Below are 24,135 nucleotides of genomic sequence, written 5' to 3' on the forward strand. Positions count from 1 at the left end.
ACCGTGCACGGCCTCGCGCGCCTTAGGGCGCGGCAGTGGCCTGCAAGCCTGCCAGCAGCAGGCGCTGGTAGAGCGCCTCGCGCATACCATCCGGCGCCTCCAAGCTCATGCGCCGCAGGTGTTCGGGATAGGCGCCCGGCTCCGGCGCATCGAGCGTGGCCTTGCCCAGCTCCAGCACCTCGGTCAGGCGCAGCTTGCTCTTGAGCCAGCTCAGCGCCCGCACCAGGTCCTGCTCCACCGCGCTGAAGTCGCTGCCCAGCGGGTACTCGGCGAACAGCCCGGCATGCTGCTCGCGCACCAGTTGCAGACGCTCGGGCAGATTGTTGGCGAAGCGCTGATCGAGGCGAAAATCCGCCGGCAGCTTGCCCGCCTGCTGCGCCTGCTCGATCAGCTGGTTCTGAAAGCGCGAGTCGCTGATGTTGAGCAGCGCCTCGATCACCTGAGCATCGGTCTTGCCGCGCAGATCGGCGATACCGTACTCGGTCACCACGATATCGCGCAGATGCCGGGGAATGGTGGCGTGGCCATATTCCCAGACGATGTTGGAGCTGACCTCACCACCCGACTCGCGCCAGCTGCGCAGCAGCAGAATCGAGCGCGCGTCCTCCAGCGCATGGGCCTGGGCAACGAAGTTGTACTGCCCGCCGACGCCGCTGAGCACGCGTCCGTCTTCCAGCTGATCGGCCACGCCCGCCCCCAGCAGGGTCATGGTGAACACCGTGTTGATGAAGCGCGCATCGCGGCGCTGCAGACGCTTGAGCCCCTCCTCGCCGTACAGTTCGTTGATGTAACGGATACCGGTCATGGCAAAGCGCTGCCGCTGGGCCTCATCCAGCTCACGCAGGCGGCGGTAGAAACCCTCCGGCCCGAGGAAGAAGCCGCCATGCAATACGACGCCACCTTGCGCACGGCCGAGCCAGGGCTGCAGGCGAGCCTGGGTATCCGGGTCACTCAGATCCGCTGCCGCACGGCTGCCATCCGGCAGATGCAAGCAACCTTCTTCCAGCTGCACATCGCCATGCAGCAGACCGCTGTCGCGCAGCCAGTTCAGGTCCGAAGGCTGCAGCGCTGACGCCAGCCCGGCATCGAGCAGCGCCTGCACGCTGTGCGGGCGGCCCTGATCGTCCAGCGCACCGCCGTGCGCCAGGTGCTGCAGACGCAGCTCCGGATAGACCGCACGACGCAGCAGGCCAGCCTCGGCCAGCGCCAGCAGGCCATTGACGAACATTTCGCTGCAGCCATACAGGCCCTGCTCGAGCGCTGCCAGACCACCGTTGGCGCCGATTTCTTCGGCCCAGGTGTCGCCATCGCACAGCGCCTGCAGCACGGCACGATAACGGTCGTTGTCCTGCTGCCTGGCCATCAGGGCTGCGGCCAGGGCATCACCCATCGCGCCGATGCCGATCTGCAGGGTGCCGCCATCGCGCACCAGCGTGCTGGCCAGCAGACCGATGCAGTGATCCTGCAACGTCACCGGCATGTTCGGCGTGGAGAACAGCGTGGTCCGCTCCTCCTCGACGATGTGGATATCGAAGGTATCGCGCGGCACCTGGGCATCGCCGGCCATGTAGGGCAGGTCACGGTGAATCTGCGCGACACTGAGCACGGTTTCGCCTGCCGCGCGACGGCGTTGTAGCAAGGGCAGCAGGTCGAGGGTGACATCCGGGTTGCAGCTCAGGCTGAAGTGCTCGGGCTGCGCGGGATCGGCGGCGACCAGCTGCGCCACCAGGTTCAGGCCCTTGGCATTGAGGTCGCGGGCGACATGGCTGTAATTGCTGCTGATGTAATCCTGCTGCGCCGGCTCGCATTCGAGCAGGCTGCCCGGCTGGAAGAAGAACTGTTCGACGCGCACGTTGGCCGGCAGATTGCCGGTGTGCAGATCGGCCAGAAACTGCAGCTCGGGATAATCGCCGTAGACCCGGTCGACGAAGGGCTCGAGAAAACGCCGCTGCAGGTCCTGGTCGGCACGTGGCCGCGCGAGGCACAACGCGGTGTAGATGGTCAGCTGCCGTTCGGGCAGATCCCGCACGCGCTCATACAGCGCATTGACCCAGCGGTTGGGTTTACCCAGACCGAGCGGCAGGCCTAGATGAATTGGCCCGTCGATCTTGCTCAACACGTGGTCGACGGCTTGCTCGAGGGTACAGCTGTGCGGCATCTGGTGCTCCTCGCGACATCCATGAATGCTGCTTGGACTGCCTGGATACCGGCATGGTTGCATGCCATCGCCAGAAACGAAAAAACCGCCCGGAGGGCGGTTTTTTCAGGGAAGCGGCGGGTCTTACAGACCGGACATCTTCTTGATCGCCTCACGCAGCTCGTCGTCCGAGCAGTCGGCGCAGGTACCTTTCGGCGGCATGGCGTTGATGCCGGAGATGGCTGCAGCGAGGATGCCGTCGAGGCCGCCCTGGTGATCGGCGCGCTCTTTCCAGGCAGCGGTGTCACCGATCTTCGGAGCGCCCAGTACGCCAGCGCCATGGCAGGCGTTGCAATGCTTGGCGATGATGTCGTCAGCGGTACGCGCACCGCCACCAGCGGATGCAGCGACGGTTTCGACGCCCTTGCACTCTTCGCCCATGATGCACACCTCGCCTACAGGCTTGAGGCGCTCGGCGATGGCTTCATCGGTCGTGGCCTGAGCAGTCACTGCCCACAGGGCCAATACGGCAGCCGGTACTGCCAGCATTTTCTTCATCAGATTCACGGTACACCCTCTTCGTGGCTAGTCACGCCCGCGGCCACGGTTTCGCGAGCGGGCGACAGTATAACGGCAAGCGGGCCTGGCCGAAACAACCCATATTGTCGCAGGGTTATTGATCAAAAGTTCGCTGGCGTGGTGGCGCTGATCAGTCGCGCCGGTACATCGAACGGATTGCGGAAGCGGTGCGGCTTGCTGCTCTCGAAGTAGTAGCTGTCGCCCGGTTCGAGGATGAACACCTCGTTGCCCACGGTCAGCTCCAGCTTGCCTTCGACCAGCATGCCGGCTTCTTCGCCCTCGTGGGCGTACATCTCGTCACCGGTGTCGGTGCCGGCCGGGTAGGTTTCGTCGAGGAAGGAAATGGCGCGGCTCGGATGAGCCTTGCCGATCAGCTTCATGGTGATCGCGCCACTGCAGATATCGGTCAGCTCGGAGGCCCGGTAGACCACCTGAACCTGGTTCTCCTGCTCCATGTCGAGGGAGAAGAATTCCACCAGCGACATGGGAATACCGCTCAGCACCTTTTTCAGCGAGCTGATCGAGGGGCTTACGCTGTTTTTCTCGATCATGGAAATGGTGCTGTTGGTGACGCCCGCGCGCTTGGCGAGCTCACGCTGGGAAAGACCTTTGAGCTTACGAATCGATTGCAGTCGAACGCCGACGTCCAATGCTGGGGTCCCCCTCTGGGAGTGATACGAAAAGTGTTCGTATCATGGCATAGCGTTCGGAATTTACAACACTTGCGTTCATGCTCTTCTACAGCCGGCCGAATCAGCCCCCGAGATAGAGCAGCGGCACCCGCCGCAGGTTGCAGAAAATCTGATAGGGGATGCTGCCCGCGGCCATGGCCACGTCGCTGGCCAGTACCTGCTTGCCCCACAGTTCGACGCGGCTGCCCAGGCCTGCCTGTGGCAAGTCGGTGAGGTCGACGGTAAGCATGTCCATCGACACACGGCCGATCAGGCGGGCCGGCTGGCCGTCCACCATCACCGGAGTGCCGGTCGGTGCATGACGCGGATAGCCGTCGGCATAGCCCATGGCGACCACACCGACGCGGGTCGGCCGCTCGGAGACGAAGCGCGCACCGTAACCCACGGGCTCGCCGGGCGGCAGTTCGCGCACGCTGATAACCTTCGATTCCAGGGTCATCACCGGGCGCAAACGCGCGGCCTGCTCCTGCGCCTGCTCGAACGGCGTGGCGCCGTACAGCATGATGCCGGGGCGCACCCAGTCGCTGGGCACCTGGGGCCAGCCCAGCACGGCCGGCGAATTGCGCAGGCTGACCTCGGCGCTCAGGCCTTCGCGAGCCTGCTGGAACACCGCCAGCTGCTCGGCGGTACGCTCGCACTCGGGCTCGTCGGCACGGGCGAAGTGGCTCATCAGCACGATCTTGCTGACCTTGCCGCTGGCCAGCAGGCGACGGTAGGCATCCTGGTACTCGGCCGGATGCAGGCCGACGCGATGCATACCGCTGTCGAGCTTGAGCCACAGGGTCAGCGGCTTGCTCAACCGGGCCCGCTCGACGGCCTCGATCTGCCACTGCGCGTGAATCACGCACCACAGCTCATGCTGATCGATCAGTGCCAGTTCATCGGCCTCGAAAAAGCCTTCGAGCAGCAGGATCGGCGCCCTGATGCCGGCCTCGCGCAGCGCCAACGCCTCTTCGATGCAGGCCACGGCAAAGCCGTCGGCCTCGCTCTCCAGCGCCTGTGCGCAACGCACCGCGCCATGCCCGTAGGCATCGGCCTTGACCACGGCCAGGGCGCGGGCGCCGCTGAGTTCGCGGGCCAGTTGATAGTTGTGACGCAAGGCGTCGAGATCGATCAGGGCACGGGCAGGGCGCATGGTTCGTTATTTCTCACTGCTTCGCTGATTTCGTAGCCCGGATGCAATCCGGGGATGGTCGTTGCCAAGCCCCTGATTGCATCCCGGCTACAGGCTATAAAAAAAGCCCGGCGGGGAGCCGGGCGAGAAGCCAACACAAAAAATTGTCTGGAACAATTTTTGACGTCGCTCTGCGACGGCCCGCAAGGGCGGCCGCCAGGGATGGCGGGCCGCAAAAACTGTTCACTGCGGCGACTGCCTCAAACGGCAGCCACCACGCACATTTCCACCAGCACTTCGGGTTTGTACATCTTCGCCTCGACACAGGCGCGGGCCGGTGCATGGCCATCGGCGACCCAGGCATCGTACTCGGCGTTGAGGCCGTCATAGTCGGCCATGTCCTTGAGGAAGATGGTCAGCGAGAGGATCTTGCTCTTGTCGCTGCCACCCTCGGCCAGCATCTTGTCGATGTTGGCCAGGGTCTGGCGGGTCTGCTCGCGGATGTCACCGTCGAAGTCGTCGGCCAACTGGCCGGCTAGGTAAATCGTGCCGTTGTGGATCACCACTTCGCTGTAGCGTTTGGCCACATGCAGGCGCTGGATCGACATGCTGCGAATCTCCTTTGATTTTCCGGGCCGCGCAGCCTATCAGGTGCGCAGCGGCTGCGGTGCGCTGTGCACTTCGCGAGCCTTGCGCGAATAACGCGAAATATCCAGGCCATCAGCGCTGATCTGCGGACGCTTGTTGGCCATCAGGTCGGCGAGCAGACGACCGGAACCGCACGCCATGGTCCAGCCCAGGGTGCCGTGACCGGTATTGAGGAACAGGTTACGGAAGGCCGTGCCACCTACAATCGGCGTGCCATCAGGCGTGGCCGGGCGCAGGCCGGTCCAGAACTCGGCGCGCTGCAGATCGCCGCCTTGCGGGTAGAGGTCGGCAGTGATCATCTCCAGGGTTTCACGACGGCGCGGGTTGAGCGACAGGTCGAAACCAGCGATCTCGGCCATGCCGCCGACGCGGATACGGCCGTCGAAACGGGTGATGGCGACCTTGTAAGTCTCGTCGAGAATGGTCGAAGTCGGCGCCATGTCGGCGTTGGTGATCGGTACGGTCAGCGAGTAACCCTTGAGCGGGTAGACCGGCGCGCGCACGCCCAGCGGCTTGAGCAGCTGCGGGCTGTAGCTGCCGAGGGCGAGCACGTAGCGATCAGCGGTTTCCAGCTTGCCGTCGATCCACACGCCGTTGATGCGGTCGCCCACGGCGTCCAGGCGCTGGATGTTCTGGCCGAAACGGAACTCGACGCCGAGCGCCTTGGCCATGTCCGCCAGCTTGGTGGTGAACATCTGGCAGTCGCCGGTCTGGTCGTTAGGCAGGCGCAGGGCGCCGGCCAGCTTGTGTTTGACGCCAGCCAGGGCCGGCTCGACGCGGGCGATGCCGTCGCGATCGAGCAGCTCGAACGGCACACCGGAGGCTTCCAGCACGGCGATGTCCTTGGCGGCGGCATCGACCTGGGCCTGGGTACGGAACAGCTGGGTGGTACCGAGCTGGCGGCCTTCGTAACTGATGCCGGTCTCCGCACGCAGCTCGTCGAGGCAGTCGCGGCTGTACTCGGACAGACGCACCATGCGCTCCTTGTTGATCGCATAGCGGCTGGCGGTGCAATTGCGCAGCATCTGCGCCATCCACAGGTACTGGTCGACGTCACCGGTGGCCTTGATCGCCAGCGGCGCGTGCTTCTGCAGCAGCCACTTGATGGCCTTCAGCGGCACGCCGGGGGCGGCCCAGGGCGAGGCATAGCCGGGGGAAACCTGACCGGCGTTGGCGAAGCTGGTTTCCAAGGCAGGGCCGTCCTGGCGGTCGACCACCACCACCTCGAAGCCCTGACGGGCGAGGTAGTAAGCACTGGCGGTACCAATCACACCGCTGCCGAGAACCAGAACACGCATGTTTTTCTCCCCGCCGCGCCCAGGGCGCGTGCGTTACAGGCCATTGTTGTCGATGGGCGCAGTATAGGAAGAGCCGCGCAGTGCTTTTCACCATATACACGGCTATATTTGGCGAGAATTCTTGGCAAAAAGCCGTTTTGCAGAGGCGGATTCCCCATGAGAACCCAGCATCAAAGCCGTCGTGAACTGGACAAGATCGACCGCAACATCCTCCGCATCCTGCAGGAGGATGGGCGTATCAGCTTCACCGAACTGGGCGAGCGCGTGGGGCTGTCGACCACGCCCTGCACCGAGCGCGTACGCCGCCTGGAGCGCGAAGGCATCATCATGGGCTACCACGCCCGCCTCAACCCGCAGAACCTCAAGGCCAACCTGCTGGTATTCGTCGAAATCAGCCTGGACTACAAGTCCGGCGACACCTTCGAGGAATTCCGCCGCGCCGTGCTCAAGCTGCCGCACGTGCTGGAATGCCACCTGGTGTCCGGCGATTTCGACTACCTGGTGAAGGCGCGCATCAACGAGATGGCCAGCTACCGCAAGCTGCTCGGCGACATCCTGCTCAAGCTGCCGCACGTGCGCGAATCGAAAAGTTACATCGTCATGGAAGAGGTGAAGGAATCGCTGGCCCTGCCGGTGCCGGAGTGAAGCAGCGGCAAGCTGCAAGCGAGAAGGATTATCGCTGGCACTCTCCGTACCGGAGTGAATCTGTAGGAGCGAGCTGCTCGCGAAGCTTTTGCGTGGCCAGGTTCGCGAGCAGAGCTCGCTCCTACGGAATGGCGTTCTTTATGCGCTGCTCCACAGCATCCCAGGGATTTACACCAGGCGCTGCCGCGTGGTGGCGATCAGCCGGTGCACCTGACGCTCCACCGCCGGCTCGATCGGCTGCTCGGGGCCGCGGCCACGGGGACAGGGCAGGTTCGGCGTGGTGCCGAACAGGCGGCAGATAAGCGGGCGCTGGTCATACACCTCGCAGCCGTTGGGCCCCAGATGCACGCAGTTGTATTCGGCCAGCGCCGCATCGTGCTCGGCATCGCTCTTGACCGGCAGACGCGCCAGCTCTTCGGACGAGGCGGTGACCGGCCCGCAGCAATCATGGCAGCCGGGCACGCAGTCGAAGCGCGGAATCTGCCGGCGCAGGTGGTCGATCTTGCGGTCGGTGCAGCTCATCGTTGGGTATCCTTAGGTGATGGCGGCAAGTTTACTGCCAGGCGCCGCAATGTCATTCGCTCAGACACCTCTAGTCGCGGCTAAAGCCCCTGCCACCAGGGCCGAGCATTTCCTGTGGGAGGCGCTTCAGCGGCGACAGACCAAAACGCCATGAGCGGAGGCAGCCTGCTTTTTTCTGCCTGTCTCTTGGCGTGATAACAATCACGCGCTTATGCTGCGTTGAATTTTCCACACAACACAATCAGGATTTCGCACATGAACGCCCGCGTTCACCAGCCCGTCCACAGCCCACAGCATGCCGCTTCCTATTACGCCGCCAGCGTCAATCGCCAGCAGGCCTACCCACCGCTGGACGGCGAACGGCAGGTGGACGTGTGCATCGTCGGTGGCGGGTTCAGCGGCCTGAACACGGCCATCGAGCTGGCACAGAAAGGCCTCTCGGTGGCGTTGCTGGAGGCGCGCAAGATCGGCTGGGGCGCCAGCGGCCGCAACGGCGGGCAGCTGATTCGCGGCGTCGGCCATGATGTCGAGCAGTTCGAATCGGTGGTCGGCAAGGAGGGCGTGCGCCAGTTCAAGCTGATGGGCCTGGAAGCCGTGGAGATCGTGCGCAGCCGCGTCGGGCAGTTTCGCATCGACTGCGACCTGACCTGGGGCTATTGTGATCTGGCCAACAAGCCGGCGCACATGGACGGTTTTGCCGAGGACAAGGCCGAGCTGGAAAGCCTCGGTTATCGCCACGAACTGCGCATGGTGCCGAAGGAGCGCATCCATGAAGTGGTCGGCTCCAATAACTACCATGGCGCCATGATCGACATGGGCTCGGGCCACCTGCACCCGCTCAACCTGGCGCTCGGCGAAGCCGCTGCCGCCCAGTCGCTGGGCGTGCAGCTGTTCGAAGACTCACCGGTGACCGGCATCGACTACGGCAGCGAAGTGCGCGTGCACACTGCCAACGGCCAGGTGCGCGCCAGGTACCTGGTGCTGGCCTGCAATGCCTACATCAACGGTCTCAACCCGACGCTGAGCGGCAAGGTGCTACCGGCCGGCAGCTATATCATCGCCACCGAACCGCTCTCCGAAGATCAGGCGCGCCAGCTGATCCCGCAGAACATGGCGCTGTGCGACCAGCGCGTAACCGTCGACTACTACCGCCTCTCGGCCGACCGCCGCCTGCTGTTCGGCGGTGCCTGCCACTATTCCGGGCGCGATCCGGCCGACATCGCCGCCTACATGCGGCCGAAGATGCTCAGGGTATTCCCGCAGCTGGCCAACGTGCGTATCGACTTCCAGTGGGGCGGGATGATCGGCATCGGTGCCAACCGCCTGCCACAGATCGGCCGACTCAAGGACCAGCCCAACGTGTTCCACGCCCAGGCCTACGCCGGGCACGGCGTCAACGCCACGCATCTGGCAGGCAAGCTGCTCGCCGAGGCCATCGCCGGACAGGAAAGCCGCGGCTTCGACCTGTTCGCCCAGGTCCCGCACATGACCTTCCCCGGCGGCAAGCACCTGCGCTCGCCGCTGCTGGCACTGGGGATGGCCTGGCACCGCTTGAAAGAATTGCTGTAGGCCTACACATCGCGGCTGAAGCCGCTCCTACGGGCGAGCCGTATAGTGAAGCTAGGGCCCTACAGCTTCCAGAACGGCAGGCGCGCCTCGCGCTCGGCCTGGGCGCGGCTCAGGCCGATGTCGCGCAACTGCTGATCGGTGAGCTTGCGCAGCATGCCCCGTGTATTCAGGCGCCGCCAGAAAGCCGGCCAGTTGCGGCCGAAATAGCGCGCCTCATCCTTGCACGGTGTTCCCCGCACGAACTCGCCCACGGCTGCGAAATCTGTCTTGCTGAATCCGCTCATGGTTGCTCTCCCGCTGCCTTCTGTCATGGGAGATCAGCATGGCGTGACCATAAAATGCATGACAGATCCAAAAATCTCTTATTAACTCCATACAGATTTCGCCGTTTTCCCACTGAATGGGATTTTTCCCGGCGATCTGTACTGGTTGCTGTCGAGACACCTTGCAACAGGCGGACGACTGTCATGACGCTCTATCTGAACCTGGCCGAACTGATCGGCACCCGTATCGAGCAGGGACTGTACCGCCCAGGCGACCGCCTGCCGTCGATACGCAGCCTGAGCCAGGAACACGGCGTCAGCCTGAGCACCGTGCAGCAGGCCTACCGCCACCTCGAGGACATGGGGCTGGCCGCGCCGCGACCGAAGTCCGGATATTTCGTGCCGGTGGGGCGGCAAATGCCCGCTCTGCCGCAGATCAGTCGAGCCGCACAGCGCCCCGTGGAAGTCTCGCAGTGGGATCACGTACTGGAACTGATCAGCAGCTCGCCACAGCACGACATGCTGCAGTTGGGCCGTGGCCGCCCAGATATCAGCAGCCCTACGCTCAAGCCGCTGCTGCGCAACCTGTCGCGCCAGGCGCGCCGGCAGGACCCGGACGTACTCACCTATGGCGGCATTCGCGGCGATATTCGCCTGCGGGAACAGATCGCCCGGCTGATGCTCGACTCCGGTTGCCAACTGGAAGCCCAGGACCTGGTGGTCACCACCGGTTGCCACGAAGCCCTGTCGGCGGCCGTGCGCGCCATCTGCCAGCCCGGTGACATCGTCGCGGTCGACTCGCCGAGCTTCCATGGCGTCATGCAGGCGCTCAAGGGCTTCGGCATGAAGGCGCTGGAACTGCCCACCGACCCGCTCACCGGGATCAGCCTCGATGCCTTGGAGATGGCTCTGGAGCAGTGGCCGATCAAGGCAATCCAGCTCACTCCCAACTGCAACAACCCGCTCGGCTACATCATGCCCGACGCCAACAAGCGCGCCCTGGTCGCTCTGGCGCAGCGCTTCGATGTGGCTATCATCGAGGACGACGTCTACGCCGACCTCGCCTACAGCTACCCGCGCCCACGCAGCATCAAGTCCTTCGACGAGGACGGTCGCGTGCTGTTCTGCAGCTCATTCTCCAAGACCCTGGCGCCAGGCCTGCGGGTCGGCTGGATCGCCCCGGGGCGCTACCTGGAGCAGGTGGTGCACATGAAGTACCTGGGCACCGGCAGTACCGCGCAGCTGCCACAGCTGGCGCTGGCCGAATACCTCAAGGACGGGCATTACGAACCGCACCTAAGGCGCATGCGCGCGCAGTACCTGCGCAGCCGCGACCTGATGGTGGATTGGGTCAGCCGCTATTTCCCGGCCGGCACCCGGGTCAGCCGACCGCAGGGCAGCTTCATGCTCTGGGTGGAGATGCCACAGGGCTTCGACAGCCAGAAGCTCAATCGCGCGCTGCTGCCGCACAAGATCCAGATCGCGCCGGGCAGCATCTTTTCCGCGGCCGGCAAGTACCGCAACTGCATCCGCCTGAACTACGCCGAACCGCCGAGCGCGGCCCTAGAGGCAGCGGTGAAGCAGATCGGTACGACCATCGCCGAGCTCATCGAGGAAGCCGACCTGCAGCAGACCCGGGCGCTGGGGCAATGGCGGTGAGGGGATTCAGGAGCGCGCTGCCTCCATCTCGCTGAAGGCGCCACGCTTGCTCGCCAGGATGATGAACACCAACGCACCGGTGGCCATCATCAGCGGCAGCGCATGGCCGCTCAGCCACTGGCTGACGGCGCCGGTGGTCAACGGCCCGATCAGGCAGCCCAGCCCCCACAGCTGGGCGACGTGAGCATTGGCGCGCACCAGTTCGTCGTCACGATAACGCTCGCCGATCATGATCAGCGACAAGGTGAACAGGCCACCGGCACTGGCGCCGAAGGCCACCAGCACCGGCCAGATCAACGGCGTGTGCAGCAAGGATGGAATGGCCAGGCTGGACAGCAGCAGCACGACGCCACAGGCGCGGAACAGCAACTGCCGCGACATGCGGTCGGCCAGCCAGCCGATGGGCAGCTGCAGCACCGCATCGCCGACCACCACAACGCTGACCATGAACAACGCCACTTCCTGAGTGAAGCCCTGGCGCAGACCGTAGATCGGCAACAGGGTCAGCATCATCGCTTCGAAGGCGGCGAACAGCATCACTGCCCAGGCGATCGCCGGCAGTTTGCGGCAGAACACCAGCAACCCGCGCCCGGAAGCGCTGTGTGCATCCACCTGCGGCGCGCCGCTGCGCCCGATCAGGATCAGCGAGCCGCCGATCAGCAGGCACACGCCCGTCCAGAACCCCCGGTCGGTCGCCGTGCCGAGCGCCGTGAGCAGCAGGGGGCCGCTGAGCTGGCTGAGGGCATAGCCGGTGCCGTACAGGGCCACCAGGCGGCCGCGCCACTTCTCCACGGCGAGTTGGTTGATCCAGCTTTCGCCCAGGATGAACACCACAGTCAGCGCCACACCGATGAACAGGCGCAAGCCGACCCAGACCGCGTAGTTTTGTACCAGCGCCAACGCCGCCACCGACACCGCGCCGAGCAGCAGGCACAGCTGCATCAGCACGGTGGTGCCGAAGCGTGCCGCCAGGCGCCCCGCCAGCAAGGCACCGAGCAGCACGCCAACGGCTGGGGTCGCGGCCATCACGCCGATGGCGAAGGAGTCGTAGCCCCAGCTTTCCAGGCGCAGCGACACCAGCGGCATGGTCACGCCCAGCGCCAGGCCGATGCTGATGACTGCCGCACAGACGGCGAAATAGGTGCCCCAACGCATTGGCGAATTCCTTGGCTGACGAGCCGCTGCAAAGACAACGGCCGGGTTCCTCGGGAACCCGGCCGTAGGTTTCGGGAGCGAGATAGCCGGCAGTTTCGCTGCGTTCTCGGCCCTCTCCCCCAGCCCCTTTCCCATAAATGGGAGAGGGGAGCCGATTACCTGGCCGACAGCCAGGTGATCGCCCCGATGCCGTTACAGTTTGATCCAGGTGGACTTCAGCTCGGTGTACTTGTCGAACGCGTGCAGCGACTTGTCGCGACCGTTGCCGGACTGCTTGAAGCCACCGAACGGCGCAGTCATGTCGCCGCCGTCGTACTGGTTGATCCACACGCTGCCGGCGCGCAGCGCCTTGCCCACCAGGTGGGCGCGCGAGAGGTTGCTGGTCCACACCGCAGCGGCCAGGCCGTAAACGGTGTCGTTGGCGATGGCGATGGCCTCGTCCTGATCGTCGAAACCGATCACCGACAGCACCGGGCCGAAGATCTCTTCCTTGGCGATGCGCATGGCGTTGTTCACACCGTCGAAGATGGTCGGTTCGACGTAGGTGCCGCCGGTCTCTTCCATCACCCGCTTGCCGCCGGCCACCAGCTTGGCGCCGTCGTCGTGACCGGCCTGGATGTAATTCAGCACGTTGTTCATCTGCGTGGTGTCGACCAGGGCACCGACGTTGGTGTCCGGGTCCAGCGGGTTGCCCGGTTTCCAGGCCTTGATCGCCTCGACCACCATCGGCACGAACCTGTCCTTGATCGAGTTTTCCACCAGCAGGCGCGAGCCGGCGGTGCAGACTTCGCCCTGGTTGAAGGCGATGGCGCTGGCGGCAGCTTCGGCAGCGGCCTGCAGGTCAGGTGCGTCGGCGAAGACGATGTTCGGGCTCTTGCCGCCGGCCTCCAGCCAGACGCGCTTCATGTTCGACTCGCCGGCGTAGACCATCAGCTGCTTGGCGATCTTGGTCGAGCCGGTGAACACCAGGGTGTCGACGTCCATGTGCAGGGCCAGGGCCTTGCCGACGGTATGGCCGAAGCCCGGTAGCACGTTGAATACGCCAGCCGGGATGCCGGCCTCGATGGCCAGCTGGGCGATGCGGATGCCGGTCAGCGGCGACTTCTCGGAGGGCTTGAGGATGATGGAGTTACCGGTGGCCAACGCCGGACCGAGCTTCCAGCAGGACATCAGCAGCGGGAAGTTCCACGGCACGATGGCGGCGACCACGCCCACCGGCTCGCGGGTGACCAGCCCGAGCTGATCGTGAGGCGTGGCGGCAACTTCGTCATAGACCTTGTCGATGGCCTCGCCGCTCCAGCGAATGGCATTGGCCGCGCTGTTCACGTCGATGCTCAGCGAATCGCTGATCGGCTTGCCCATATCCAGGGTTTCCAGCAGAGCCAGCTCCTGGCCATTTTCCTCGATCAGCTCGGCGAAGCGGATCATGACCTTCTTGCGCTGGGCCGGCGCCATACGGGACCACACGCCGGAGTCGAAGGTGGCGCGGGCGTCCTTGACCGCCAGCTCGGCATCGGCCTGATCACAGCTGGCCACCAGGCCGAGCAGACGCCCGTCGACCGGGCTGATGCACTCGAAGGTGGCGCCGGACTCGGCAGCGCGATATTCGCCGTGGATGAAGGCGCGGGTTTCGATGGTCAGGGTCTTGGCACGTTGTTCCCAGTCGCTACGAGTCAGGCTAGTCATTCCGGCATCCTCTCAATGGGTGGAAGCGGCGCCCGCAGGGACGCGCACTGTCAATAATTCTGCAAGGCCAGCTCGCTGGCCAAATCCTGTTCGCCACACTAAACCAGAGGCCTGTGGCTTTTCAATATTTTTGACATAGGCAGGTAAAAGCCCTTGTCATGTTCGTTTTTTTAAACATAGACTGCTGCCACGTCTTTGCCGTCGCGCCCTGCCGGCCGCGCGGCTGCCGCCATCGACCACCACGGAACAGCCAGATGAACATCGAGCAGATCGTCGACTTCGCCCAGGCCGGCACGGCCGCCGAACACTATCGCCCCGCAGCGGAGAAAGTGCTCAAGGGTGACCCCGAGCAGAGCGTACGCAACCATTACAGCAGCCCCTGCGGTCAGTTCAGCACCGGCATCTGGGAAGGTGCAGTGGGCCAGTGGACGGTGAACTACACCGAGCACGAGTACTGCGAGATCCTCCAGGGTGTTTCCGTGCTGCGTGATGCCGATGGCAACGCCAAGACCGTACGCGCCGGCGACCGCTTCGTGATTCCCGCCGGGTTCTCCGGCACCTGGGAAGTGCTGGAAGCCTGCCGCAAGGTCTACGTGATCTTCGAGTCCAAGTAAGTACCTGACCCCGAGCCTGACGCACTGGTTCCGGGCTCGCCGAATCCTGTTGTTGCTTGTCACCCTTCGACCCGCCTCGCGCGGGTCTTTTTCTGCGCAATGGCTGCCTCAGCCCGCGGGCACAGCCTCGACTACAGCCGAGCGCATGGTGCCTGCCAGCAACGCCAGCAACGCGAAAAGCACCACGGCATGCGTCAGGCTCAGCCAGCTCGCCAGAGCGCCGAACACCGGTGCACCCAACGTCTGGCCAACGGCAATGCCAAGAAAGGCGATGGTCAGTCCGGTGGCGGGGCGTTCTGACAATGCCGCCACGCCCCAGACCAGATAGATGCCGCTCAGCGTGATGTAGGCCGCGCCGAACAGCGCGCCGCCGAGCAGCACCAGGGCCGGCATGCCACCCATGCCGACCAGGACGATGGCCGCCGCCAGCGCGGCCAGACACAGCCGGTGCGCCCAGTCGATGCCCAGTCTGGCGACCAGAGCGCCAGCCCCGGCACCGGCGATCCCGGCGGCGCCGATCACCACCCAGAGCAATCCGGCCCCAGCGCTCTGCCACCCCAGACGCTGCGCCACGATCTCGCTGCCGAACGACCACAAGGCCGTACTGGCCGCGCCCATCAGCAGGGACGCCACCACCAGTCGCTTCAAGGTGGCGCTGAACAGTGCAGCGCCAGCGTGAGCCTGCACAGGCGGCGCGGCGGTACGCGGCACATGCAAAATCGCCAGCACCGCCAGCACGCATGCCGCGGCTGCGAAAACGCCGTAGGCCAGCCGCCACTCGGCGCCAAACATCAGTGCGACCGGGCCGGACAGAATCACGCCTGCACTGGTGCCGGCGTTGATCAGGGTATTGGTGCCGTCCTGACGCTGCGGCTGGACGATCGCCGCCACTGCTGCGGCCATGGGCGGTGAAGCCAGCCCCGTGCTCACGCCCGCGAGCAATACCGCAGCGGCGAGCCAGAACGCCGATGGCGCGAGGGCGATACCGAGCATACCGAGCATGGCGATCGATGCGGCAACGAACGCGACGGTACGCGCGCCGAGGCGCTCGGTCAGTTGTGCGGCGACGACGATGGCGAGGCAGTAGCCAAGAAAGGAGCCACCGGCGATCAGGCCGCCAACGGCGTCCGGCAGAGCGAGATCAGCATCGATCTGCGGCAGGAACAGGCCGAAAGCGAAACGGGCGAAGCCGTAGCACACCGCGATCAGGCCGAAGCCCGTGACACCAAGGCGCCATTCACGGGTCATGCCTGCCCCCGCAGGGCCAGCAGCGTCGCCGCGCGCCCTGCCGTGGCCACTGCAGCCGGGCCGCGGTAGCTGGCCGCGGCCGTGGCACCTTCGAAGAGAATGACCACCTGCTCGACCAGTTCCTCATCGGGGCTGACGCCCAACTGACGGGTGAGAATCCGCCGCACCGTTTCGCTGAAGCGCGCCTTGTACGCCGCCACGACCTCGGTGACTTCCGGCAGGGCCGTGCCGAGTTCGCCCTGGGCACGCAGAAACAGACAGCCCCGCGCACCTTCCTCGCCCATCCAGCTGGTCAGTGCATCGAACAACGCCGCGACGCTGTCCAACTCCAGGCGCTGCAGGAAGCGCTGTCCACGTGTCATCAACACGGCAGCGATCAGCTCGTTCTTGCTGCCCGCGTGCTTGTACAGCGTGCGGCTGGACATCCCGGCGGCCTGCGCCAGACGATCCATGCCGGTTGCGTTGAAGCCGTGACGGTCGAACAGCTCTTCGGCCACGGATATAAGCTTGGCGTCGATATTCATCGAATCAAGGTAAAACGATCATTTTACCTCGTCAACCGAAATTCGATGCCCAGGCAAAAAAAGACCCGCGCAGGGCGGGTCTTTTCATCAGCACGCACAGGCGTGCTCAGGGTCCGGCTCAGGCCAACTCGTCGAAGCACTCGGCGACGATGGCGATGCCTTTTTCCAGCTGCGCGTCCGGGATGGTGACGGGCATCAGGAAGCGGATGACGTTGTAGTAGGTGCCGCACGACAGCAGGATCAGGCCTTTCTCGCGCGCACGGGCGACGATCTTGCCTACCAGCTCGGCCGCCGGCTTGCTGTGGTCGCCGCCTTCGAACAGCTCGATGGCGACCATCGAACCCAGGCCACGTACGTCACCGATCACCTTGTGCTTCTCGGCGATGGTCTTGAGGCCGGCCTTGAGCTTCTCGCCCACGGCCTGGCTGCGCTCCAGCAGTTTCTCCTCGTCGAACACCTTTAGCACGGCCAGAGCCGCAGCACAGGCGATCGGGCTGCCGGCGTAGGTGCCGCCCAGGCCACCGGGGGCGATCTTGTCCATGATCTCGGCCTTGCCGCACACGCCGGAGATCGGGAAGCCGCCGCCGACGGACTTGGCGAAGGTGGTCAGGTCTGGCACCACGCCCAGTTGCTCGGTAGCGAAGAAGGTGCCGGTACGGCCGGCGCCGGTCTGCACTTCGTCAGCGATCAGGAGGATGCCGTGCTGGTCGCACAGGGCGCGCAGGCGCTGCATGAAGGCCGGGGAGTTGACGTAGAAACCGCCCTCGCCCTGCACCGGCTCGATGATGATCGCGGCGATGTCCTGCGGCTGCGCGTCGTTCTTGAAGATGCGCTCGATGCTGGCGATGGACTCGTCCTCGCTCACGCCATGCAGCGGGCACGGCGCCTGGGCGCGGTACACGCCAGCGGGCATCAGGCCCATGCCGGCGGAGTACGGTACCACCTTGCCGGTCAGCGACAGGGTCATCATGGTGCGGCCGTGGTAGGCGCCGGTGAAGGCGATCACGCCGGCGCGGCCGGTGGCGGCGCGGGCGATCTTCACGGCGTTCTCGACGGCTTCAGAGCCGGAGGTGACCAGCAGGGTCTTCTTGGCGAAGTTGCCCGGCACGCGCTTGGCGATCTCTTCGCACAGCTCGATGTAGGGCTCGTAGGCCAGTACCTGGAAGCAGGTGTGCGACAGCTTGGTCAGCTGCTCCTGAACGGCGGCAACCACCTTCGGATGCAGGTGGCCGGTGTTCAGCACGGCGATGCCGCCGGCGAAGTCGATGTACTCGCGGCCTTCGACGTCCCACACGGTGGCGTTCTCGGCGCGCTCGGCGACAATCGGGTGGATCTGGCCGACACCGCGCGGTACGGCGGCGGCACGGCGTTGCAGCAGGGATTCGTTGGTCTTGCTCATGGTGTCCTCATGGCCGTCATCGGGCGGCTCGGTTCAAGGAAATGCCTCTGGAGGGGGATCGCCGCAGCATACGATGATCGACTGCGTCGGGCCGCCGGAGGCGGGGGAAATTCTGGCTCGCTACGACCCGGATCAGAACGCTAGGCGCGTCGCGAGCGATGGCCGGGCTAGGCGGCGCAAACGGGAAAAGCGGAGTTGGCTGTAGCCAATGAGCATTTTTCCCGTTTGCGCCAACGACGTCCGGCCGAGTGCAGCAGCGACTAGATGCCGCCCAGGCACATGTACTTGATCTCGAGGTAGTCCTCGATCCCGTACTTGGAGCCTTCGCGGCCCAGGCCGGAAGCCTTCACGCCGCCGAACGGCGCGACTTCGTTGGAGATCAGGCCGGTGTTGATGCCCACCATGCCGTACTCCAGCGCCTCGGCCACGCGGAATACGCGGCCCAGGTCGCGGGCATAGAAGTAGGAAGCCAGGCCGAACTCGGTATCGTTGGCCATGGCGATCACCTCGGCCTCGTCCTTGAAGCGGAACAGCGGCGCCAGCGGGCCGAAGGTTTCTTCCTTGGCCACGGCAGCGGTTTTCGGCACGTCCACCAGAATGGTCGGCTCGAAGAAGGTGCCACCCAGGGCATGCGGTTTGCCGCCCAGGGCCAGTTTGGCGCCCTTGTTCACCGCGTCGGCGATGTGCTCCTGCACCTTGGCCACGGCCTTCTCGTCGATCAGCGGGCCGGTGGTGGTGCCATCTTCAAGACCGTTGCCGATCTTCAGCTTGGATACAGCGGCGATCAGCTTCTCGGCGAAGGCGTCGTAGACACCATCCTGCACGTAGATGCGGTTGGCGCAGACGCAGGTCTGGCCGTTGTTGCGGTACTTGGAGATCAGCGCGCCTTCCACGGCGGCATCCAGATCGGCGTCATCGAAGACGATGAACGGCGCGTTGCCGCCCAGCTCCAGCGACACCTTCTTGATGTCCTGGGCGCATTCGGCCATCAGCTGGCGACCGATCTCGGTCGAGCCGGTGAAGGACAGCTTGCGCACGATGGGGTTGCTGGTCAGCTCGCCACCCACTTCGCCGGCGCTGCCGGTGACCACGCTCAGCACGCCTTTCGGGATGCCTGCGCGCTCGGCCAGCTCGACCAGGGCCAGGGCGGAGAACGGCGTCTGCGAAGCCGGCTTGATCACCATGGTGCAACCGGCGGCCAGTGCCGGGCCGGCCTTGCGGGTGATCATCGCGGCTGGGAAGTTCCACGGGGTGATGGCGGCGGTGACGCCGATCGGCTGCTTGATCACGATCAGGCGCTTGTCCGGCTGGTGGCCGGGAATCACGTCACCGTAGACGCGCTTGGCTTCCTCGGCGAACCACTCGATGAAGGAGGCAGCATAGGCGATCTCGCCCTTGGCTTCGGCCAGCGGCTTGCCCTGCTCCAGGGTCATCAGGCGACCGAGGTCGTCCTGGTTCTCCATCAGCAACTCGAACCAGCGGCGCAGCTTGTTGGCGCGCTCCTTGGCAGTCAGCGCACGCCAGGCCGGCAGCGCCTTCTCGGCGGCCTCAATGGCGCGACGGGTTTCCGCACGGCCCATCTTCGGCACGTGACCGATGATTTCGCCAGTCGCCGGGTTGTTCACGGCAATGGTCTGACCGCTGTCGGCGTCCAGCCACTGGCCATCGATATAGGCCTGCTGGCGCAGCAGCTGGGTGTCTTTCAGTTGCATGGCAGTCTCCTTCAGTTCCGGCGCCCGGGCGTCGGTGCAAAGTCGTTGGAGTCACGGACAGAGCCCGCAGGCGGAAAATTTAGCCTTGCGGGTGCCTGGTAATGGATTCAGAGCCGTTGAACGTGCGGGGGTTCAGAATGACCGAACGCGCCGTTTGAAATCTCAAACGAATCCTAGGAGCGGCAACGGCAAAGGGCAATAGCCGGAGGGGCTAAATCGACGAAAGAATGATAAAAAACTTGGTCATGCGGTTCTTAACCACTGCAAAAGTGTAAAGTGCGTTCTGAATAATGCACACTCATGCACGATGGACGCTAAGCGCCCAGATGCGTATCATTGCGCCCCGCAACGCATCCGTAGCTCAGCTGGATAGAGTACTGCCCTCCGAAGGCAGGGGTCGTGGGTTCGAATCCCGCCGGATGCGCCATTTCAGAAGCCCGCCACCGTGCGGGCTTCTTCGTTTCTGTTGCCCTTGAATGTGAGCTTCTTATAGCGTTGAGGGGCAATGAACATGGCTAAGCGCCAACCCCCTTGCAGTAAGCAACGTTTATGGATGAACCGGAGGTGAGTGGTTGATATGGCCAATAGCGACCTGATTCTCTACAGCACGGAAGACGGCCTGGCGCAGTTCACGTTGCGCGAAATGGATGGACAGGTCTGGTTGACGCAGTTGGAAATGGCTGAGCTGTATCAGACCAGCAAGCAGAATATCAGTCTGCATGTACAGAACGTCCTTGCGGAGGGTGAGCTGGCAGAAGAGGCAACCGTCAAGGAAAACTTGACAGTTCAAATCGAGGGTTCGCGCCAGGTCAAACGCAAGCTGGCGTACTACGCCCTGCCCATGATCATCGCCGTAGGCTACCGGGTGCGCTCAACGCGTGGCACCCAGTTTCGTCAGTGGGCCACGCGCACCTTGGGTGAGTACCTGCAGAAGGGCTTCGTGATGGACGACGCCCGATTGAAGGAGCCCCGCTGGGACTACTTCGATGAGCTGCTCAAGCGCATCCGTGACATACGGGCCTCGGAGAAGCGCTTCTACCAAAAGGTACGTGATCTCTTCACCTTGGCCGAGGATTATCGCGCCAATGAGCAGGACACCGCTCGCTTGTTTGCCGAAGTGCAGAACAAGCTGTTCTTCGCCGTTACCGGCCACACCGCCGCCGAGCTGATCGTACAGCGCGCCGATGCCAGCGCACCCAATATGAACCTGCTTAGCTTCAAGGGCGACCGGGTGCGCAAGGCCGATGTTGTGGTGGCCAAGAACTATCTGAATGCCGAGGAGCTAGACCAGCTCAATCGCCTGGTCGGCATGTTCCTCGACTTCGCCGAGCTACGCGCTGAGCAGCGTAAGCACTTGATGCTCGCCGATTGGCGGCAATACATCGACAGCTTTATGGCCTTTAACGAGCAACCGCTGCTGCGCACCGCCGGTAGCATCAGCCATGAGCAAATGAAGCAGGTGGCCCACGAACGTTACGAGACATTCGACCAACACCGCCGCAGCGCCGAAGCCCTGGCAGCCGATGGTCAGGAATTGGCAGAGCTGGAACGCCTGGAAAAGCGCCTGAGTGCAAAGAAGAAATCCAAGTGACTGTGTTAACTGGGTAGAGCCCGTCTACGAAAGCCGGAGCGAGGCTGGCCTTCAGCAACGCTTATCCGGATTGAGCCTTTTTAGCTTGGATATCCCATCTCGCGTGATAGGGTTAGCCCCTGCTCATCTTAAAATTGGCCACAAGTGGCCCTCACAAGAGCGTCCCACATGCAAGCCAAGGCACGCGAAGTTCCTGTGCTGCCGGTGCTGCAAGATCTGCGGGCCGGTACTGCGGAACTGCACATCAGGCTGGAAAGACAGCTTCCTTTTTTCTCTGACCTGCTCGACACGAACGCCTTTCAACGACTGATGCAGGCGTATTACGGCTTCTATATGCCGCTTGAAAACGCGTTGCTCGCCAGCGACGTGACGTCTGCCGATTTCGATCTGGTGTCGCGTCTCAAAGCGCCCACACTGTGCAAAGACCTGCATGCGTTAGGCCTGTCAGCCGAGGCCCTCGAGTGTTTGCCGATCTGCCATTCATTGCCGGCAATTAACTGCAGGCCCACCTGCCTGGGCGTTCTATATGTGCTCGAAGGGGCAACGCTCGGTGGGCAAATCCTGCGCCGGGAAATGGCTTCGCGGCTGGGCCTGAATGCCGACAACGGAGCGGCATTTCTCGATATCTACGGCGCCAACACCGGGCGACGCTGGCGTAATTTCATTGCCTATCTGGGTAGCCGATCCCTGGATACGGGCGAACGCGGAGCCGTTGTCATGGCGGCCCGAGCCACATTCGGCTGTTTCGAGCGCTGGCTCGAAAGCAGAGAGGTACTGATATGACCCCGCAGAACCAAGATGCCTTTGAAGACTTGCTGAACAACTGCGCCGACGAGCCGATCCGCTTCCCCGGCGCGATTCAGCCCCATGGCTTGCTGCTGACACTCAGCGAGCCCGCTCTGGAGATCATCCAGATCAGCGCCAATGTCGAAACCTTGCTGGCGCACACGCCGCAAGATCTGATCGGCCAACCGTTAGACAAGCTGATTGGCCAGGCCCATACCGAAGCAGTACGCGAGGCGTTGGTGCGGCCAGCGTTCGCCGACGCAGGGCCCCTTCACTTTCACATCAATGGCACGGCATTCGAGGGTTTGTTGCACCGGTATCAGGGTGTGTTGATCCTGGAGCTGGAAATCCACGTGGAAAATTTCCAGCCGCGAAACGTCGCGGGGCTCAACACCAACCTGGCCCGCCTGCTCCAGCGCCTGCAGGTAGCGACCACGCTGCAGGAGCTGTATGACATCAGTGTCAGGGAAATTCAGGCGATGACCGGTTATGACCGGGTGCTCATCTACCGCTTCGAGGAAGAGGGCCATGGTCAGGTCATCGCTGAAGCCACCGCGCCGTCAATGGAGCTCTTCAATGGCCTGTTCTTCCCCGCCTCGGACATACCCGAACAGGCCCGCGAGCTGTATCGCACCAATTGGCTGCGAATCATCCCCAACGCCGATTACCAACCGGTGCCTCTGGTGCCGAAGCTGCGTCCCGACACGCAGACCCCGCTGGACCTGAGCTTCGCCACCTTGCGCAGCGTTTCCCCGATTCACTGCCAGTACATGAAGAACATGGGGGTGCTGTCGTCGATGAGTATCTCCCTGCTCAAGGACGACAAACTCTGGGGCCTGATCAGTTGCGGCAATCGCCAGCCGTTGCACGTACCGCATGAGCTGCGCAGCGCCTGCCAGACTATCGGTCAGGTGTTGTCGTTACAGATCAGCGCCATGGAGTCGCTGGAGATCAACCGCCAGCGGGAGGAGAAAATCGATGCGCTGACGCTGCTCAATCAGGCAATGATCGATTCGCCGCAGACTGTTTTCGATGGGCTGGCAGGGCAACCTGAGGTGCTGATGGCGCTGACGGTGGCTGGCGGTGTCGCCATCATCGAAGACAAGCAGTTACACCGATACGGCAACTGCCCGGAGCCCCAGGAAATCCGCGCGCTGCACCAATGGTTGCAGGACAGGGGCGAGTCGGTGTTTTCCAGTCACCACCTTTGTGCTGTCTATCCGCCCGCGGCGCAGTATCCGCAGGTGGCCAGCGGCGTACTTGCGATGAGCCTGCCCAAACCGGTGGATAACGCTGTGCTGTGGTTTCGTCCGGAGGTGAAGGAAAGCATCAACTGGAGCGGCGATCCGCGCAAACCCCTGGACTTGGAAAATTCCGATGCCGGCCTGCGCTTGCGGCCTCGTACATCGTTCGAAATCTGGAAGGTCGAAATGGCCGGTATCTCAACCAAATGGAGCCAGGGAGATCTGTTTGCGGCCAACGACCTGCGCCGCTCGGCGCTGGAGCATGACCTAGCCCGGCAAGTCCGCCGCGAGCAGGAGGCGGTGCGTGCTCGTGACGAGCTGGTTGCCGTGGTATCGCATGACCTGAGGAACCCCATGACGGTGATTTCGATGCTCTGCGGCATGATGCAGAAGACTTTCAGCTCCGACGGCCCGCACACCTCACGACGCATCGCCACGGCACTCGACACCATGCAGCAGGCTGCCGGACGGATGAATACCCTGCTCGAGGACCTGCTCGACACGTCGAAGATCGACGCGGGTCGCTATACCATCACCCCGCAGAAGCTCGATGTCGGGCACATGTTCGAAGAGGCGCAATCGCTGCTCGCCCCCCTCGCCCTTGACAAGGACATCAGTATTTCCTTCGAGGCTGATCCCGATCTGCGCATTCACGCTGATCCAGAGCGGCTGTTTCAGGTGCTCTCGAACCTGATCGGCAATGCGATCAAGTTCACCCCACGACAGGGCAAGGTCGGAGTCCACGCGAAATCTGTCGGTGATGACATCCTATTTACTGTGCGCGATACCGGCGAAGGCATCCCCAAGGAGCACCTGCCCCATGTGTTCGACCGTTACTGGACGGCGAAGGATGGCAATCCAACCGGGACCGGGCTTGGTTTGTACATTACCCAAGGCATAGTGGAAGCCCACGGCGGGCATATCGGCGTCCAGAGCGAATTGGGCAAGGGGTCGGAGTTTCAGTTTACCGTGCCGGCGCTTGCGGAAAGTGCGCTGTAGGCGACTCGGACGCCTCTCTAGCACCGAGGTTTTCACTGGATAGGCGTCAGG

21 protein-coding genes and 1 tRNA gene are annotated in these 24,135 nt (G+C 63.7%); 8 read left to right on the forward strand and 14 right to left on the reverse strand.

The genetic code is table 11. The annotated features are described in order from the left end of the window. Positions 1 to 22: 22 nt before the first annotated feature. The 6 genes from DXK50_RS02810 to dadA all read right to left on the reverse strand — a co-directional run bounded on the left by DXK50_RS02810 (position 23) and on the right by dadA (position 6,468). Positions 23 to 2,158 carry an acetyl-CoA hydrolase/transferase family protein gene (locus DXK50_RS02810; protein ID WP_212629263.1) on the reverse strand — a complete coding sequence of 712 codons (2,136 nt, stop codon included), beginning with the start codon at positions 2,156 to 2,158 and terminating at the stop codon, positions 23 to 25. Between the two features lie 123 nt (positions 2,159 to 2,281). Beyond that, positions 2,282 to 2,704: a c-type cytochrome gene (locus DXK50_RS02815; protein WP_161866228.1), complete on the reverse strand. Its 423-nt coding sequence runs from the start codon at positions 2,702 to 2,704 to the stop codon at positions 2,282 to 2,284. Positions 2,705 to 2,817: 113 nt separating this feature from the next. Further along, the gene (locus tag DXK50_RS02820) at positions 2,818 to 3,366 is read right to left on the reverse strand and encodes a cupin domain-containing protein (RefSeq protein WP_161866227.1); all 549 of its coding nucleotides are present in this window, start codon (positions 3,364 to 3,366) and stop codon (positions 2,818 to 2,820) included. Positions 3,367 to 3,469: 103 nt separating this feature from the next. Beyond that, positions 3,470 to 4,543 (reverse strand): alanine racemase, encoded by a 1,074-nt coding sequence (gene alr / locus DXK50_RS02825; protein WP_212629264.1) that lies wholly within the window; start codon positions 4,541 to 4,543, stop codon positions 3,470 to 3,472. 239 nt (positions 4,544 to 4,782) lie between these two features. Continuing rightward, the gene (locus tag DXK50_RS02830; protein ID WP_013713456.1) at positions 4,783 to 5,130 is read right to left on the reverse strand and encodes a RidA family protein; all 348 of its coding nucleotides are present in this window, start codon (positions 5,128 to 5,130) and stop codon (positions 4,783 to 4,785) included. A 39-nt stretch (positions 5,131 to 5,169) separates the two neighbouring features. Further along, the gene (dadA, locus tag DXK50_RS02835; RefSeq protein ID WP_161866225.1) at positions 5,170 to 6,468 is read right to left on the reverse strand and encodes a D-amino acid dehydrogenase; all 1,299 of its coding nucleotides are present in this window, start codon (positions 6,466 to 6,468) and stop codon (positions 5,170 to 5,172) included. Positions 6,469 to 6,624: 156 nt separating this feature from the next. Between dadA and dadR the strand changes: the two genes are divergently transcribed. Next, a complete protein-coding gene (dadR, locus tag DXK50_RS02840) occupies positions 6,625 to 7,113 on the forward strand; it encodes a transcriptional regulator DadR (protein ID WP_017678280.1) in 489 nt (162 codons plus the stop codon). 168 nt (positions 7,114 to 7,281) lie between these two features. On the opposite strand, the gene DXK50_RS02845 is transcribed toward dadR, so the two are convergent. Further along, positions 7,282 to 7,635 (reverse strand): YkgJ family cysteine cluster protein, encoded by a 354-nt coding sequence (locus tag DXK50_RS02845; RefSeq protein WP_161866224.1) that lies wholly within the window; start codon positions 7,633 to 7,635, stop codon positions 7,282 to 7,284. A gap of 255 nt (positions 7,636 to 7,890) precedes the next feature. Between DXK50_RS02845 and DXK50_RS02850 the strand changes: the two genes are divergently transcribed. Then, positions 7,891 to 9,204: an NAD(P)/FAD-dependent oxidoreductase gene (locus DXK50_RS02850; protein ID WP_212629265.1), complete on the forward strand. Its 1,314-nt coding sequence runs from the start codon at positions 7,891 to 7,893 to the stop codon at positions 9,202 to 9,204. A 59-nt stretch (positions 9,205 to 9,263) separates the two neighbouring features. Here the strand turns inward: DXK50_RS02850 and DXK50_RS02855 are convergent, their stop codons facing one another. Further along, positions 9,264 to 9,488, reverse strand: coding sequence for a DUF1127 domain-containing protein (locus tag DXK50_RS02855; RefSeq protein ID WP_024306379.1), 225 nt, complete (start codon positions 9,486 to 9,488; stop codon positions 9,264 to 9,266). 183 nt (positions 9,489 to 9,671) lie between these two features. Here DXK50_RS02855 and DXK50_RS02860 point away from each other — a divergent pair, with 183 nt between their 5' ends. Beyond that, positions 9,672 to 11,126, forward strand: a complete 1,455-nt coding sequence (locus tag DXK50_RS02860) for an aminotransferase-like domain-containing protein (RefSeq protein WP_212629266.1) — start codon at positions 9,672 to 9,674, stop codon at positions 11,124 to 11,126. 6 nt (positions 11,127 to 11,132) lie between these two features. Here DXK50_RS02860 and DXK50_RS02865 read toward each other — a convergent pair whose 3' ends face one another. Then, positions 11,133 to 12,281 (reverse strand): MFS transporter, encoded by a 1,149-nt coding sequence (locus DXK50_RS02865; RefSeq protein ID WP_212629267.1) that lies wholly within the window; start codon positions 12,279 to 12,281, stop codon positions 11,133 to 11,135. Positions 12,282 to 12,473: 192 nt separating this feature from the next. Beyond that, positions 12,474 to 13,967 (reverse strand): aldehyde dehydrogenase, encoded by a 1,494-nt coding sequence (locus DXK50_RS02870; protein ID WP_212629268.1) that lies wholly within the window; start codon positions 13,965 to 13,967, stop codon positions 12,474 to 12,476. A gap of 254 nt (positions 13,968 to 14,221) precedes the next feature. On the opposite strand from DXK50_RS02870, the gene DXK50_RS02875 reads away from it, so the two are divergent. Continuing rightward, positions 14,222 to 14,581, forward strand: coding sequence for a cupin domain-containing protein (locus tag DXK50_RS02875; protein WP_024306375.1), 360 nt, complete (start codon positions 14,222 to 14,224; stop codon positions 14,579 to 14,581). A 108-nt stretch (positions 14,582 to 14,689) separates the two neighbouring features. Here the strand turns inward: DXK50_RS02875 and DXK50_RS02880 are convergent, their stop codons facing one another. The 4 genes from DXK50_RS02880 to gabD form a co-directional block, all read right to left on the reverse strand. Continuing rightward, entirely contained in the window at positions 14,690 to 15,829 is a 1,140-nt protein-coding gene (locus DXK50_RS02880; RefSeq protein ID WP_212629269.1) for an MFS transporter, read from the reverse strand. Continuing rightward, on the reverse strand, positions 15,826 to 16,353 hold the full coding sequence (locus tag DXK50_RS02885; RefSeq protein ID WP_161866216.1) for a TetR/AcrR family transcriptional regulator: 528 nt from the start codon (positions 16,351 to 16,353) through the stop codon (positions 15,826 to 15,828). Before DXK50_RS02885 ends, DXK50_RS02880 begins: the two co-directional genes overlap by 4 nt. A 118-nt stretch (positions 16,354 to 16,471) precedes the next feature. Next, the gene (gene gabT / locus DXK50_RS02890; protein WP_003242299.1) at positions 16,472 to 17,752 is read right to left on the reverse strand and encodes a 4-aminobutyrate--2-oxoglutarate transaminase; all 1,281 of its coding nucleotides are present in this window, start codon (positions 17,750 to 17,752) and stop codon (positions 16,472 to 16,474) included. Between the two features lie 260 nt (positions 17,753 to 18,012). Next, positions 18,013 to 19,464 (reverse strand): NADP-dependent succinate-semialdehyde dehydrogenase, encoded by a 1,452-nt coding sequence (gabD, locus tag DXK50_RS02895; RefSeq protein WP_212629270.1) that lies wholly within the window; start codon positions 19,462 to 19,464, stop codon positions 18,013 to 18,015. A gap of 350 nt (positions 19,465 to 19,814) precedes the next feature. On the opposite strand from gabD, the gene DXK50_RS02900 reads away from it, so the two are divergent. The 4 genes from DXK50_RS02900 (at position 19,815) to DXK50_RS02915 (ending at position 24,084) form a co-directional block, all read left to right on the forward strand. Then, positions 19,815 to 19,891, forward strand: a tRNA-Arg gene (locus DXK50_RS02900). A gap of 150 nt (positions 19,892 to 20,041) precedes the next feature. Next, positions 20,042 to 21,055, forward strand: coding sequence for a virulence RhuM family protein (locus DXK50_RS02905; protein ID WP_212629271.1), 1,014 nt, complete (start codon positions 20,042 to 20,044; stop codon positions 21,053 to 21,055). A 168-nt stretch (positions 21,056 to 21,223) separates the two neighbouring features. Continuing rightward, complete coding sequence (locus DXK50_RS02910) at positions 21,224 to 21,838, forward strand: biliverdin-producing heme oxygenase (protein WP_212629272.1); 615 nt, start codon at positions 21,224 to 21,226, stop codon at positions 21,836 to 21,838. Beyond that, positions 21,835 to 24,084, forward strand: coding sequence for an ATP-binding protein (locus DXK50_RS02915; RefSeq protein ID WP_212629273.1), 2,250 nt, complete (start codon positions 21,835 to 21,837; stop codon positions 24,082 to 24,084). The genes DXK50_RS02910 and DXK50_RS02915 overlap by 4 nt, the downstream gene beginning before the upstream one ends. Positions 24,085 to 24,135: the final 51 nt, after the last annotated feature.

This window comes from Pseudomonas sp. KB-10, from assembly GCF_018221585.1.
Taxonomy (GTDB): Bacteria; Pseudomonadota; Gammaproteobacteria; order Pseudomonadales; family Pseudomonadaceae; genus Aquipseudomonas; species Aquipseudomonas yangonensis.